Here is a 14146-nt window from a genome sequence, read left to right on the forward strand (position 1 = left end):
CAGGGCCCCCACCCGGCCCGAGCGTCCCCTTTACCACGGTGCGCCCGGGTCCCCGAATGTATCGCATGTGGCCATGCGGTGGAGATGGGTCTCAGATGTGCGCACCCATCACGATCGCGTCCATGGCCGGAATCCATCCGTCCACCGGCCTGCGCAACCATCCCTCCTCGTACGCCAGTTCGGTAGCAGAACGCCTGAGCGCATCCAATCCGGGGTGAATCAGCCCTTTCCGCCAGACCAGTGACACAGGCGACAACGGAACGGGGTCGACAAGCGGCCGCAGAACCGTCTGCGGCATGGCCGGAAAGTCGACCACGGCGAGAATCGGATTGCGGTACTTGGCCATGACCCGCCGGAACTCGGCCACACCGATCGCCAGGGGGGCGGGCGGTGCGATGCCGATGCCGCGCCCCTCGAACAGCTCACGCGCGAGGTCGGTCCACTCCGGCGTACGGGTGTTGCCCGCCCCCGCGTACACGGTCTCCCCGGCCAGGGCGTCGAGCGGCACCCGCTCCAGGTCCGCGAGCCGGTGCCCCTCGGGCAGGATGACCGCCATGGGCTCGTACCGCACGGGCTGGTGCAGCAGTCCCCGCCGGACCGCGGGGTCGAGCCCGGCGAACCGTCCGAACGACGCGTCGAGCCGGCCGGCCAGGATCTCCGCGGCGGCACCGGTCAGGCCGCTCTCGAAGCGGGTCATCAGTTCCAGGTGCGGGACCCGGGACCGTGCCCGGTCCAGCACGCGCTCCCCGAACAGCCCCGGGCTGTTGACGTCGACGAGCAGCGGCCGCTCCGGCTCGCCCCGGCCGAAGGCGTCGAGCAGCGCGCGCTGCGCCTCGAGCACCCGGCGGGCGTACGGCAGCAGCCGGGTGCCCTCCGCGGTCAACGTGACCTGCCGCGTGGTCCGTACGAACAGCTCGGCGCCCAACTCCCGCTCCAGTCGCCGGATGTCCCGGCTGAGGGCCTGCTGGGCGACGTACAGCCGGGCGGCGGCGCGGGTGAAGTGCAGTTCCTCGGCGACGGCGACGAAGGCGCGCAGCAGTCGGGGGGCGATCTCCCCGGCGGGGAGGTACGGCGGTCCGGGTTCGGCGGGCATCGGCCGAACTTACAACGCAGGTGCGTCAATCGCATCCGATCAGGTGTTGGACCGCAGGTCGGTGCGGGGGCGACGGTGGCGGCATGCCGAAACCCCCCGCCCCGGCCGCCACCGTCGAAGGCCGTGCCTCCCTCTTCGCCCCCTACCGCCGTCTGTTCGCCCTCCCCGGCACCCGTGCCTTCACCGCCGGGAACCTGATGGCCCGGCTGCCGTCGGGCATGTTCGGCGTGAGCGCGGTCGTCATGATCGCCGGTACGCGCGGCTCGTACGCGCTGGCCGGCGCCGTCACCGCCACCGGCCTCGCGGCGACCGCGGTGACCGCCCCCTGGGTCGCCCGGCTGGTGGACCGGTACGGGCAGGCCCGGATCGCCGTGCCCGCCACCGTCTGCGCGGTCCTGGGCAGCCTGGCCCTTCTGCTCTGCGTGCGCTACGACGCTCCGGACTGGACCCTGTTCGCCGCGTACGCCGCCACCGCGACCACCCCCAACACGGGCGGCATGTCCCGCGCCCGCTGGGCGCATCTGCTGAAGTCCGCCCCCGAGGCCCTGCACACCGCCAACTCCTTCGAGCAGGCCGCGGACGAGCTGTGCTTCATGCTCGGCCCGGTCCTCGCGGCCTTCCTCACCGGCACGTTCTTCCCGGAGGCCGGCACGCTGGTCGGGGCGGTGCTGCTGCTGACCGGCATCCTCCTGTTCACCGCCCAGCGCTCGACCGAGCCGCCACCGAGTCCCCGCACTCCCGCGCGGGCGCCCCTGCGTGCCCCCGGTATGCCGGCCCAGCTCGCCGTGTGCCTCGCCATGGGCGCGGTGTTCGGCGCGATGGAGGTCGTCACCGTGGCGTTCGCGGACGAGCAGGGCCATCGGTCGGTGGCGGGTGTGGCCCTCGGCCTCCAGGCGGCCGGTTCCTGCGTGGCCGGGCTGGTCTACGGGGCCCTGCGTCCGGCGGGCCCCGCCGGACGGCGACTGCCCTGGTGCGTGGCGGCGATGACGGCCCTCATGACCCTGCCGCTGCTGGCCGCCACCCTGACCGGCTCCCTGCTCGCGCTGTCCGTGGCGCTGCTCGTCGCCGGTACGGCGACGGCACCCACCATGGTCACCAATATGACCCTGGTCCAGCAGCGCTCCCCCGAGGGCCGCCTCAACGAGGGCATGACCCTCGCGGTGACCGGCCTGCTCGGCGGCATCGCCTGCGGCAGCGCGACCGGCGGCTGGACGGTCGAACACGTCTCGGCGACGGCGGGCTACGTGGTCCCGGTGACGGCGGCGGCGGTCGCGCTGCTGATCTCAGTGAGCGGCGTACGCGAGGAAGTCTGACCAGGTGTCGGCGTCCACCGCGAAGCGCGGACTGTCGACGCCGAGCTTGGAGTCGCGGACGTGGATGGTGCGGGGGGTGGCGGCGACCTCGACGCAGGCGCTGCCTTCGGAGTCGCTATAACTCGACTTGAACCATGACAGTTCGTCGCTCACAGCTCCTCCGCCACCTTCCTGGTGAACTGGGCAGACTCCTCCACACTAAGCGCCTGCATGCGGATCATGCCATAGCGCTGAGTCAAAGTACTCAGCTTGTTTCCGTCAGAGTAGAGGGCGCCCGTCGACTGCCCGTCGACAAAGGCATAGCGCTCGTGCTCGGCAGTCTCCACCAGCACCATCGGCCCGCTGAGCGCCGCCGTGGGAGCGGTGCAGAACGGGAGTACCTGGATCGACAGGTGACGCCGCTTGCCGACTTCCAGCAAGTACTGGCACTGCTTGCGCATGACGTCCCGGCCGCCGACGACCGAGCGCAACGCGGCTTCGTGGACCACGAAGCTGAAGTGCGTGGGCGGTTTGCTGGTCAGCTTCTCCTGACGCTTCAGTCGCGCCGCGACCCGCTCGTCCACCGTCTCCTCGTCCAGAGGAGGGCAGTTGCTGCTGATCAGCGCTCGCGCGTACTCCGGAGTCTGGAGCAGCCCGGGAATCAACAGGGGCTCGTACCACTGGACGGTGATCGCCTCGGCCTCCACCAGCACGTACTGCTGCGTACGTTGGGGGAACGGCTCGGGTTTCAAGAACTCGTGCGCGGCCGACAACTTGCCTCGCGCTCCGCACAGTTGATCCGCGATCTGCAACAATCTCAACGTAGGGCGACGGCGTCCGCACTCCATCGACTTGACGTACTCGTAGTCGTAGCCGGCCTCTTCGGCCAGGGCCTGCCGAGTGACCTGAGCCTCCTCCCTCCACAACTTGATCTGCCCACCGCAGTAACGCCAGTTCTGCTGTGCCTGCTGGGACTCCCCCGTGGCCACTAGCCCTCACCCGCCTTCCGTCGCCGCACCGTGTACAGCCACGCTGCGTACCCGACCCGCTACTGCCGAGGCTAGGCACAGGCCACCACCCTTATCCCACCGAACGACGGAGAATCACACGCAAGGAACCAGCCCGTATGCCGACACCGCACCGCTCGCCCACCGCGCTCCCCCAGGACATCGAGTTCCGCTTCCCCCGCGACGCGCGGAGCGTGGGCCGGGCCAGGCTGCTCCTGCGCGAACAGGCAACGTCCTGGAAGCTCCCCGACGAGGTGACGGAGACGGCGGTGCTCCTGCTCAGCGAGCTGATGACGAACGCCTACCGCCACGCGAAGGCGCCCGGCCGGGAGATCCGGGCGCGCTGCGTACTGAACGACGACGGCAACCTGCGCATCTCGGTCACGGACGCGAACGACGTCCTGCCCACGCCCCGAGAGGCGTCATCGGAGGACGAGTCCGGCCGCGGCCTGGCGCTGGTGGAGGCACTGGCGGACGACTGGGGCGCCGAGCCCCGCCCCGGCGGCATCGGCAAGACGGTGTGGTTCGAGCTCGAACTCGATGCGGAAGCAATGGCAGAGAGGTGACGTCACTGCCGGTCGAGGTCGGCCTCGCGCTGCTCTTCGACGGCTGTCACCCTCTGCTCTTCCTCCGGTTCCTCATTCTGGTGCCGACATAAGCGCCGGATCCGATGGAAGCCAGCGTCATCACAGCCTGACTCGGAAGGCCACCACCGAGCAGCAGGGCCAGAGCGCCTCCTGCAGCCAGGACGCCTACGAAGATGAGCAGATCAGGAAGTTTCATCGTTCCTCTGTAGGGGTCGCGCTCACGTCGCGCTGTTGCCGCTCGCCTCGTCGTGAACCGCCTTGCCGACGTGCGGCTCGAAGGCCTTGAGGACGCACCAACTCGCGCCTTCGTCAAGGACTCTCCAGGTGGCCGTGGGGCGGGCGTCCATCGTCACCGTCGCGGTGTCCCGGTCCGTCGTGATGGAGATGTGGAACCTCACCGGGAGGCTGAGCGATTTCCTGCAGATGAGGGTGAGCTTGCCGTGGGTGAATTCCTTCACCTCGTCGATCTGGGGGGCCGGGAGCTGCTTGAGGGCATGCAGCACACTGTCGGTGAGCTGATAGGCGGTGGTGCCAGGACGTATCGGAACACGGATCTCCGCGGTGCACGGCAGGGGCACGGCCTCGGGGGACAACGTCAGGCCATGACGCGAAGCCATACGCGCGGCCTGCCACAGGTTCGATATGGAGCCGGCGATGACCGTGACAGCGACCACCGCGAGACCGAGAAGCGTCCCCTGAAGCAGCGCCACCGCCCAGGCGGACGAGTCGTCCCAGATCATTGCACCGGCCATGGCACCACCGCAGAAAACGGCGAGCGCGGAAAGCGCCACGGCAACACGGCGTATGATCGCGAGCCAATAGCTGAACATGACGCAATTCCCATTTTCTGTGTCATACAGCGACCTACAGCCAGCCCTGGCGTTCGGCGATGCGGACGGCGTCGACGAGGGTGCGGGCGTGGAGCTTACCGACGGCGGACGAGAGCCGGTTGCGTACCGTGCCCAGGCTCAGGAAGAGTTCGGCGGCGATCTCACGGGCGTGCGCACCCGAGGACGCCAGCCGCAACACCTCGGCCTCCCGCTCGGTCAGAGGGCTGACCGTGTCGGCCCCGCCGTCCCGCATCCGCGGGTCGATCACGCGCCCACCGGCGGCGACCCTGCGAATCGCGTCGGCGGTCTCGGCGGGGGTCGCGGACTTGAGGAGGTAGCCGGACGCTCCCGCGCCCAAGGCACGCCCCAGATGCCCGGGCCGGTCCAGCGCCGTGAGCATCAGAACGCGGCATTCCGGCAGCTCTTCGGCGAGCGCGGTGGCGACGGCGATGCCGTCCATGACGGGCAGGTCGATGTCGACGAGAGCCACATCGGGCCGAAGCCGCTCGGCCTCGGCCAGTGCGGCCTCGCCGTCGGCGGCCTGGCCGACGACCTGTATCCCCAGCTCGCCCGAGAGCAACGCCACCAGCCCGGACCGGACGACGGCGTGATCCTCGACCACCAGCACTCTGATCACCTGGTCCATTGTCCCCGACCAAGATCACTGCAGCAGCCGTGGGCGCGATCAGCCCTGACGGCGCCGCTTTCCGTTCGATCGGAAACTCTTGCCCCCAGGACGCCAGATCCCGGATATCCACAGGCCGTCCAGCACTCCTCCGACGGCGATGAGCAGGAAAGGAATTCCGTACCACCTCCAGTCGGAATTTCCGGAGAGCAGCCCAACCGCTACGGCGGCCAGCAATCCGGTCGGCAGGATCCACTTGTAGCGCCACGGTTGACCCGCGCGCGCAAACGCCGCAGCAAATGCTGCCAGTGCCAGAAAAATCAGGCCCCAGTCTTCCGTTTCCACCGGTGTACTCCTTCTGGGGGCTCACCGGGGTGGTGAAGGGGAATCACCACCCCGGCTCGAGCAGGAACAGCAGCTCAGCTCAGCGGAACTTACCAGCCGTTGTCATAGGCTCTGTATCCGTAGTAGGCCTGGACTCCGGTACGGAAGGAAGAGCGAGCCGGATGGCGACGCCACGCGGACCCGAGGCGCTGGTTGATCACCTTGGGACGCGAGGCCCGATGCCGACCATGCGCACGATGGCTCGGAAACCTGCGGACGGGACGGTACTTGTAAGCGCCCCGGATTCCCCGGAACCGGGTACCCACGGCATCGATTCCCGTGTTGAACGCGGCACGCTTCCAGCTGATGTCTCCTCGGTAGGCCTGGTAACCGTTCCATGCCGCGCTCGCCGCCAGGGCGGCTCCTGCCGCTACGCCGCACAGACCAGCCGTCGCCACCAAACAGGCCCCGACAGCGACGAAGCCTGTGATGGTCGACGCCCTTCGCAGGGTTTTGCGCCAGCTCCACTTGCCGTCCAGATCAAAGCGGTTCAGCGGGTCGGCGTGGGCGTAGTCGTACGCGTTGGCGTTGCCGCCGTAGACCGGGTCGGCGGAGAGGAAACGGCCGGTCTGGGGGTTGTAGAGGCGTACGCCCATCAGGAGCAGGCCGGTCAGGGTCTCCGACGAGCGTTGCTTGGCGCCGAGCCAGTTGTAGCGTGTGGGCTCCAGGCCCGGGCGCGGGTTGCCGTACTCGTCCGAGTCCAGGGCGACCGGGGCCTTGCCCGCGTCCAGCGGGAGCTGGAGAGCCACGTCGCCGTGGATGGTGGTGAGCTGCAGTACCGTGTCGCCGCTCTTGGCGGTGGTCGCCGCCAGGTCGCCGGAGGCTCCGTCGACGTTGCGGGTCAGGGCTCCTGTGGTGGTGTCCTCCACGATCCAGCGCGGGTTGTCGCCGTCGCCGTCGTAGTGGTTGAGCTTGGACGCGGTCTGCGTCCAGGTCGAGCCGCTGCCCGTCTCCACCTTCCACGAGCGGAACCGCAGGGCCGCGTCGAGCTGCCAGGTCTGACGCTTTCCACCGGAGACCTGCTGGTACGCGAGGTCGTTGGCGTAGTAGCCGATGGTGCTGCCCGGCAGGGCGGTCGTACGGCCGAACGCGTCATAGGTGTACCCGGAGTTCACCAGCCGGTCGGCGCTGTCGTACGTGGAGTTGGCGGCGGTGCCTCCACTGGTGGGGCAGTCGGTGCCGGGCGCGCCCGCCGCCGTGGTCAGGGACTTGCGGTTGGTGCGCGCGTCGAAGGCGTAGCTGCGGCGCGTGCAGACCGTCTCGGTGGTGTCCTCGACCGTGGTGAGGCGGCCCGTGGCGTCGTAGCCGTAGTTCTGGTCGGACCAGCCGGCATGGGTGGTGACCTGACCGTGGATGGACTCGGTCACCGTGTCCGAGTAGACGATGGTGCCGTCGCTGTCACGGGTGTACGTGCGGTCGGCGGCGGAACCGGTGGGGTCGTTCGTCTGCTTGACGGTGTAGCCGCCGGGCAGCTTCTCGGTCACCACGGCCCCGGCGGCGTCGTACGTCGCCTGGAAGGTACCTGCGATCGAGTCGGTGGTCTTGGTGGCCAGACCGCGCGGCTCGATTGCCGTGTCGTAGGTGTACGTGACCGTCGACGGCACCGTGTCCGTCGACTTGACCGGCCGGTCGAGCAGGTCGTACTCGGTCGTGGTCCTGCCGCCGTCGGCGTCGGTGTAGGCGATCTGGCGGCCGAGCTTGTCGTACGCCTTGGTGATCGTGCCGCCGGTGGGCGAGGTGGTCTTGGTCACCTTGCCGTTGTTCGGGTCGTACTCGGTGGTGGCCTCCGGGACGGCCTGGCCGAGCCCGCCGGTGATGGCGGTCTTGGTCGGCCGGCCCGCGGCGTCGTAGGTCGTGGTCGTCGTACGGGTGACGCCGTTGGCGGTCTCGGTGACCTTGGCCGTGTTGCCCCACCAGTCGTACTCGGTGGTGGTGGTCGGCAGCCCTGTCGGGTTGGAGCCGCCACCGGTGATCGCACCTGCGGGTCCGACCGAGCAGACCAGGTCGGCCCACTCCGGGCGGCCGGCGCAGGCGCCGGTGCCGGTCGCGGACCAGTAGGTGGTCACGCGGGTCGCCGCGTCCGTGCCCGTGGCGCCGGGCAGGAGCTGTTTGACGGTGCGCCCCTGGGCGTCGTACTCCGTGGTCTCGGTGATCGCCAGACCACCCGGATCCTTGATCGTCTTGGTCGGCAGGCCCTTGACCCAGTCGTAGACGGTCTGGGTGATGCGGGTCTCGCCCTGGACGGAGGGGTGTTCGCGCACCTGGGCGCCGGTGGTGACCTTGGTGATCTGGTCCTTGACCTTGGCCGTGCCGTCCGTGGGCCGGCCCGCGTCGTACTCGTTGACCGTCCACGTACGTGCGGTGACCGAAGTGCCCGCGGAGACCAGCGAGGTGGTGCCCTGCTTCAGATCGGCGGTGAGGTCGATCCGGCGCAGCGGGCCGAACTCCTCCAGTACTCGGGTTCCGTTCTCGTTGTGGACGGAGCGAGTCGCCAGCAGGTCGCCGCGCTCGGCGACGGTGAGCTGAGTGATGCCGAGGTCGGCCTGGGTGGCCTTGTCGTCAGCGCTCAGTCCCAGGGCGACGGCCCGATTGGCGGCGGTCAGTTCACGGACGGTGTTGCCGAAGCGGTCGTATTCGGTGGTGGAGATGTGTCCGCCGGGGGTGGCGGAGTTGACCTCACGGCCGGATACGCCCAGGTAGTGCACATCGGCCCGCTTGTAGGCGGCCGCGGTCAGCGAACCGCCGGAGTGCGAGGACGGCACGGCGTCGGCCGGGAAGACCGCGGTCGCGTCCGTCGGCGCGTCGAGCTGGCCCCAGGCCTTCACATCCGAGGCGCCCATCTTGTTCGGGGCGGCGGTGCCGGTCAGCGGCACGTCGTAGACGATGCTGGTGGCGGCCGTGCCCTCCGCGACATCGGCGGTGCCCTGCTTCAGCCCCGCACGGGTCGCCTTGAGCAGCATGCCGTCACCGGCGGTCGCGGCGTTGCCCGCCTTGCCGTAGGTGAAGGTCCAGGGCAGTTCGCCGGGCGGGGTGAACTTGACGACACGGCCCGCGCTGTCGTACTCGTACTCGGTCTTGAGTGCAGGAGAGATGCGCGGGTTCCAGGTCTCGCGCAGCCGCCCCTGCCCGTCATACGCGTACGACTGGATGGCGAGGACCTTGGAGGTGGCCGCGCCGGGCTCGGTGGCCCACAGGCGGATGGACTTGACCTGACCCACCACGTCGCCGAACTCGGTGTCCGTGGCGGTGGTGGTCAGCGGGTACAGGTATTCCAGGACCCGGCAGCCCTTGGTGGCCGGATCGGCCGCGCAGTCCGCGGCGGTCGCGGCCGAGGTGGGTGCGATGACCCACTTGGGCCGGGCGACGGCCTTGCCGTTGTAGGTGGTCTTCTGCGAGATCACCGTGGTGGTGGAGTTGGTCAGCCCGTCCAGCAGGGTGCTGGAGACCTGCCAGGTCGGCACGGTCGGATCGGGCTTGGTGAACTCCGTGACCGTGCCCTCGGTGTCGGAGAGCGTGAAGCTGCCGCTCACGCTGCCTTTGAGGGTCAGGTCCTCCGAACCCGGCTCCGGAATCCAGCCCGACTTGGCCGCGTTCGCGGTGAAGTGGGTCTCCTCACCTTCGGAGTCGACCAAGGCCACGGCCGTGTCGGAGATCCTGCGGATGTGGGAGTAGTCGGAGTCCGTCAGCTCGGCGGTCGCACCCGACACCCATTCCTTGCCGAAGATCGGCGCCTGTCCCTCCTGGGTGGCGCCCTTGTCCGGTGTGCGGGACGAGGCGGTGCGCGTGACGGACATGTCGAGCGCGGAGGCGTCCGTGGCCGACAGGCCGAAGTCGCCGGTCAGCATGTTCACCGTGCCAGGACCCACGCCCTGGCTCGCGGCGCCGCCGGCGTTGCGGTCGACGACGACGGCCAGCGGCTCGGTGCTGCCGGAGGCGTTGCCCGGGCCGGTGAAGTCGGCCTTGATCTGTACCGTGCCGTCGGGGTCGACGGTGTCGGTGGCGTTCCAGACCAGCTGCGCGTTCTTGCCGCTGGTCAGCGAAACGGGCCACGCGGTCAGCGGGGTACCGCCGGAGGTCACGTGACCGGTGGGGATCTCCATCCACTTGTCGGCCTCGGAGCGTCGCCAGGAGAAGGACACCGCGTTGTACTTGGTGCCATCGGCCTCGGCAACGAGGGGGAGTCGGCGTGCGGTGCGTTCGCCGTCGTTGGGCTGGATGAAGCCGCCGGGGCCTGCGTGGAAGGTGTACTCGGCCGCCTCGGACTTGTTGTCCGCCTTGTCCACGGCCCGCACCTGCAGCGTGTGGGTGCCGTCCTTCGGCGGGGCGATGCTGATCGCCTTGTTCGCGCTGGAGCCGCTCGTGGTCACCTTGGTCCAGGTGACGCCGTCCAGCGACCATTCCAGCCAGTTGTGGTCACCGCCGGCGGGCGGGGTGACGGTGAAGGTGCCCGCCTGGCCGGTGCCCTTGACCCACTTGTCCGACGGGTAGTCCGTGGAGACGATCTTCGTCGGGGCGGACGGTGCCTTGGTGTCGACCGTGAAGGTCTTCCACGCCGACCAGCCGGTGTTGTAGTGCGTGCCGTCGTACGGGCTGGTGCGGAACTTGTAGGTCTTGCCGTCCGCGAGCACCCCGGCCGGGACGGTCACCGAGGCGACCTGTCCGGAGGGCACGTACTTGGACACCAGGACGTTGCCGACCTGGGCGTTGGTGGCGGAGTCGAAGATCTGGAAGGTGCCGTTGACCTTGTCGCCGTCGGCGTCGACGAAGGTGTCCCGCAGCGTCGGCGTGGTGGTGTTCACCATGTAGTCGCCGCCGTAGGAGAAGTACGGCGGGCCGGCCTCCTGCTTGGTGCCGGTGCGCGGCCGGTAGTTGTAGTTGACGACCAGCTTGGGCGGGTTGGAGGCGGCGTTGGCGGAGTTGACACGCTTCCACTGGGCCACGACCGCTTCGCTCGTGGCTTGGATGCCCATGTGGCCGCGGGTGGCCTTGGCCGAGGCCCACTCCTGCGCCAGCGTGGTCACATTGGCGTTGATCCAGCCCGCGGGCTGGGTGCTGGTGCACGAAGAGTTGCCACGGGTCTCGGTGGAAGTGGCCTTCAGGGCCGTCATCGTCGGGCGGTTGGTCCACCGGCTGGACGTGGAGGCTGCGGGAGAGGACCACACCTCCCACGGGTACGCCTTGCAGTCGGTGTTGCCCGAGTGGAAGTTCCACAGCGACAGCTTCGCGTCGAGGACCAGCGCGTCCTGGATCGGTGTGGTGTTCCAGGAGATGAAGGTCTGCGCGGTGCGCGGAGTGCCGTCGGCGTTCTTGGTGCCGGGGTTGCCCCAGTCCAGCTCGGTGTCGGTCGACTGGTCGACCGTCACGCCCTGCTGCACGTAGGTGTCGAAGACGTTGGAGAGCGAGGAGGTGGACGGGTCGATGGTGACCGGGTACTTGGTGGCCGGGTCGGCGAGGAACTCGGCGTCCGGGGTGATCACCAGGTCGACGGAGGCGCCCTTCTGGACCACCTTCAGGCCGACCCTGGCCTTGCGGGTGTGCTCACCGGAGCGCTCGTCGACGGTGGCGTCCCACATCACCGGGGCCGGCATCACGGCCCGCTTCTTGTTCTTCCTGTCGGTGAACAGCACGCTGCCGTCGGCGAGTTGCGTCGCCTTCAGCCCCTTGGCCTTCAGCGGCAGAGTGTAGGAGTAGCCGCCCGCTTCACCGGTCTCGGGGCGCTGCTTGAGTTCGACGTACTGCTCGAAGCCGGTCCTGGTGGCCTCCACGACCACGTCCGCGCCCGGTACGGCGTTGGCATACTCCGCCCGTGTACCGTCCAGCTTCGGCTGCGGAAGCCCGCCCTTCCACTGCAAGGTGATCTGCTGATCGCCCTCGCCCAGGGTCACCAGGTCGGTGGCCTCGGCCCGCTGGGCGGCTTCCAGCGACTTCGCCGGGGTCCCGGACCTGCCGGACAGGCGCAGGCCTCCCGGGTGTGCCTTGGGTTCGACGGTCCCGTCGGCCCCCCGGACGAGATCCAGGTCGACCTCGCGCCACTCTCCCGTCTCCTCGTCCATGAACCGGACGGGACCGGCGGAGAGTTCGGTGGTGAGCGAGCCGTCCTTGTTCACCCAGGTCGTGGAGGTCTCGGTACGCTCCGAGAGTGCCTCGACCCGCTTGCCGCTGAGCCGGGCCGCGACCTTCGCCGACGGGATGTCCGCCGCGGTAGCGGAGCTCTTGGCCGTGTCCTTGGCGGCTGCCTGCTGTATGTTCTCGCGCGGGAGTGCCACCGCTTGGCCGGTGTTGGCGACCACCAGCGCTGTCTCCGCCGCGAGCACCATGGCGGTCAGGACCGCGATCCGGGGCAGCAGCCGTCTGTGCCTCTGCAGGGCGACGGCCGAACCCTCCCACTCGCCGATCGGTCGTGTTCTCTTCGACACGTTCAGTCATCTCTCTTTGGTATGGACATGACGCAGACGTGATCAAAGCAGGGCCATCGCCGCCGAAGAAGTGAAAAGTTCACAAGCTGCGAAGATCTTGTGAAGCCGCTCATGCATGCGCCTCGGAGTCCCCTTTGCGGGGATTGGCGGGGTCCGATCACCTCGCCTGGACCGGTCCATAATTGATCAAAAACGGAGCGGGGCGAGGATGCGGAGCAGAGCGGTAAAGGGCGTGACGGCTCCACCGGGAGCGCGGGTCGCATTGGGCGCGCTGGCCGTCGTGGTGATCGGATCACTGGGGCTGGTGGCGCTGGATGTCGCCGCTTCGCCGTTCCACCGGCGCACGGTCACCGCCGGTCTGACCGTGCTGGTGCTGACGCCCGCCGTTCTGCTCGGCCAGTACGCGCCTCCGCCCTACCGGCTGCCGTACCGCTGGAGGTGGGGCCTGCTGCTGGTGCAGGCCGTGCTCACCTATGTTCCCTTAGTGGTCTTCCAGCACCGGTGGTTCACTCTGCTCGGCTTCCTCGCCGGCGCCGTGATGCTCACTCTTCCTCCGGCCAACTCCGTTCCCGTCGCCCTGGCGGTCGTCGCCAGCGGGCCACTGCTCATCCACACGGGCGTGGTCGACAGCAGCCGCGGTTCACTGGTCGCTCTGCTCAGTGCGACGATCACGGCGAGCACGGTCTTCGCGGTCACCCATCTCGCCCTGCTCTCCTCGCGGTTGTACGGCAGCAAGGAGCAGGCGGCCCGGCTCGCCGAGCAGCGCGCCCAGACACGTATGCGCCAGGACCTGCACGATCTGGTGGGGTCGTCGCTGGTGGCCATCGCGATGCGGGCGGAGAACACCCTGCGCGCGGACGCCTCCGCCGAGTCCGCCAGGGCGGCGCTCACCGAGGTCGTCGAGCTGACCCGGCGGACACAGGAGGACGTACGGCTCATCAGCAGCCCCGGGGCGCCCCGCTCGCTGGCCGACGAGTTCGCCCGGGCACAGAGGCTGTTGACCACCTCGGGGATAGGGGTGCACGCCTCGCTGCCGCCGCGCCTCGAACTGGACGACGCGGTGACGGAGTGCCTGCGGTCGGTGCTCCACCAGGCGGTGGGCAACCTGCTGGAGCACAGCCGCGCCACGTTGTGCGAGATCGAGCTCCACGCCGACCCGGACGGCATCCGCCTGACCATCCGCAACGACGGCGTCCCGGCCGGCTCACCCCCGCCCTCCGCCGCCCCCGGCCGCGGCACGGGCCTGGCCGGCCTCAGAGGCCGGGTGGCCGCCCTCGGCGGAACCCTCCGCACCACCCCGGAAAACCGCACCTTCTCCGTGACAGCCACCCTGCCCCTGCCCTGACACCACCGCCGCCCCCGTGGCAAGTTCTCCGCCACTCGGAAGCGACAGGGCCATGCCCACCCAGCCCGATGTAGCGCCGGTGATGCGCTACCTGCTCGACTCGTCGGCGCTGGGGCGCCTGCTCCGGGACCGCGACCTGCACGAGGCGTGGCGACCGGTGGTCACGGACGGCTACGTGCTCTCCTGCTACCCGCAGCGGGCCGAGTTCCTCCGGTCCGCGCGTGATGCCAAGGAGTACAAGGCGTTCAGCGACATGTTCACCGATCTCTACGACGACGTCTCCCTGCCCAAGAGCGCCTGCCTGTGGATCAGCGCGTTCCAGGAACGGGCGGCGGATCAAGGGGCGCACAGGGCTCTGTCCGCCGTCGACCTCCAGATCTGCGCGACGGCCGCCCACCACGGACTCGTCGTCCTCCATGACGACGCCGACTTCGGCACCGCGGCCCGGTTCGCGGTGGAACTGAGCCAGCACAATGTGCACGACGGTCCCCGCGACTGACTGACCGCGTTCTGCCGTGTCAGGGTCCTGATGTGTTGTGCCGGGCGCACAACGACGGGAAAGGCCCC

Annotated in this window: 11 protein-coding genes; 4 read left to right on the forward strand and 7 right to left on the reverse strand. The window is 69.2% G+C overall.

Annotation, left to right across the window (positions count from 1 at the left end; genetic code table 11):
* Positions 1–91: 91 nt before the first annotated feature.
* The gene (locus ACIOWN_RS12710; RefSeq protein ID WP_362348210.1) at positions 92–1093 is read right to left on the reverse strand and encodes a LysR family transcriptional regulator; all 1002 of its coding nucleotides are present in this window, start codon (positions 1091–1093) and stop codon (positions 92–94) included.
* Between the two features lie 83 nt (positions 1094–1176).
* Here ACIOWN_RS12710 and ACIOWN_RS12715 point away from each other — a divergent pair, with 83 nt between their 5' ends.
* Entirely contained in the window at positions 1177–2406 is a 1230-nt protein-coding gene (locus ACIOWN_RS12715; protein WP_362348212.1) for an MFS transporter, read from the forward strand.
* Here ACIOWN_RS12715 and ACIOWN_RS12720 read toward each other — a convergent pair.
* On the reverse strand, positions 2377–2559 hold the full coding sequence (locus ACIOWN_RS12720; RefSeq protein WP_401982057.1) for a DUF397 domain-containing protein: 183 nt from the start codon (positions 2557–2559) through the stop codon (positions 2377–2379). The two genes, ACIOWN_RS12715 and ACIOWN_RS12720, sit on opposite strands and share 30 nt — an antisense overlap.
* On the reverse strand, positions 2556–3374 hold the full coding sequence (locus ACIOWN_RS12725; protein WP_383726212.1) for a helix-turn-helix domain-containing protein: 819 nt from the start codon (positions 3372–3374) through the stop codon (positions 2556–2558). The genes ACIOWN_RS12720 and ACIOWN_RS12725 overlap by 4 nt, the downstream gene beginning before the upstream one ends.
* 137 nt (positions 3375–3511) lie before the next feature.
* Here ACIOWN_RS12725 and ACIOWN_RS12730 point away from each other — a divergent pair, with 137 nt between their 5' ends.
* A complete protein-coding gene (locus ACIOWN_RS12730; RefSeq protein WP_362348217.1) occupies positions 3512–3958 on the forward strand; it encodes an ATP-binding protein in 447 nt (148 codons plus the stop codon).
* Between the two features lie 239 nt (positions 3959–4197).
* Here the strand turns inward: ACIOWN_RS12730 and ACIOWN_RS12735 are convergent, their stop codons facing one another.
* The 4 genes from ACIOWN_RS12735 to ACIOWN_RS12750 form a co-directional block, all read right to left on the reverse strand.
* On the reverse strand, positions 4198–4809 hold the full coding sequence (locus ACIOWN_RS12735; protein WP_362348218.1) for a hypothetical protein: 612 nt from the start codon (positions 4807–4809) through the stop codon (positions 4198–4200).
* A gap of 34 nt (positions 4810–4843) precedes the next feature.
* Positions 4844–5446, reverse strand: coding sequence for a response regulator transcription factor (locus ACIOWN_RS12740; RefSeq protein WP_362348220.1), 603 nt, complete (start codon positions 5444–5446; stop codon positions 4844–4846).
* A 48-nt stretch (positions 5447–5494) separates the two neighbouring features.
* Positions 5495–5779: a hypothetical protein gene (locus tag ACIOWN_RS12745; protein WP_362348222.1), complete on the reverse strand. Its 285-nt coding sequence runs from the start codon at positions 5777–5779 to the stop codon at positions 5495–5497.
* Between the two features lie 89 nt (positions 5780–5868).
* Positions 5869–12135: an RHS repeat-associated core domain-containing protein gene (locus tag ACIOWN_RS12750; protein ID WP_362348248.1), complete on the reverse strand. Its 6267-nt coding sequence runs from the start codon at positions 12133–12135 to the stop codon at positions 5869–5871.
* A 331-nt stretch (positions 12136–12466) separates the two neighbouring features.
* On the opposite strand from ACIOWN_RS12750, the gene ACIOWN_RS12755 reads away from it, so the two are divergent.
* The gene (locus ACIOWN_RS12755; protein WP_401982062.1) at positions 12467–13579 is read left to right on the forward strand and encodes a sensor histidine kinase; all 1113 of its coding nucleotides are present in this window, start codon (positions 12467–12469) and stop codon (positions 13577–13579) included.
* Between the two features lie 82 nt (positions 13580–13661).
* A complete protein-coding gene (locus tag ACIOWN_RS12760; protein WP_401982144.1) occupies positions 13662–14078 on the forward strand; it encodes a PIN domain-containing protein in 417 nt (138 codons plus the stop codon).
* The last annotated feature ends 68 nt before the right edge of the window (positions 14079–14146 follow it).

Origin of the sequence: Streptomyces sp. NPDC087787 (assembly GCF_044743035.1) — a bacterium.
Lineage (GTDB): Bacteria > Actinomycetota > Actinomycetes > Streptomycetales > Streptomycetaceae > Streptomyces.

What these genes read in the sequence shown, in the direction of transcription:
- ACIOWN_RS12710 (WP_362348210.1), bottom strand. Translation starts at nt 1,093, where the DNA reads ATGCCCGCCGAACCCGGACCGCCGTACCTCCCCGCCGGGGAGATCGCC.
- ACIOWN_RS12715 (WP_362348212.1), top strand. Translation starts at nt 1,177, where the DNA reads ATGCCGAAACCCCCCGCCCCGGCCGCCACCGTCGAAGGCCGTGCCTCC.
- ACIOWN_RS12730 (WP_362348217.1), top strand. Translation starts at nt 3,512, where the DNA reads ATGCCGACACCGCACCGCTCGCCCACCGCGCTCCCCCAGGACATCGAG.
- ACIOWN_RS12735 (WP_362348218.1), bottom strand. Translation starts at nt 4,809, where the DNA reads ATGTTCAGCTATTGGCTCGCGATCATACGCCGTGTTGCCGTGGCGCTT.
- ACIOWN_RS12750 (WP_362348248.1), bottom strand. Translation starts at nt 12,135, where the DNA reads ATGGTGCTCGCGGCGGAGACAGCGCTGGTGGTCGCCAACACCGGCCAA.
- ACIOWN_RS12760 (WP_401982144.1), top strand. Translation starts at nt 13,662, where the DNA reads ATGCGCTACCTGCTCGACTCGTCGGCGCTGGGGCGCCTGCTCCGGGAC.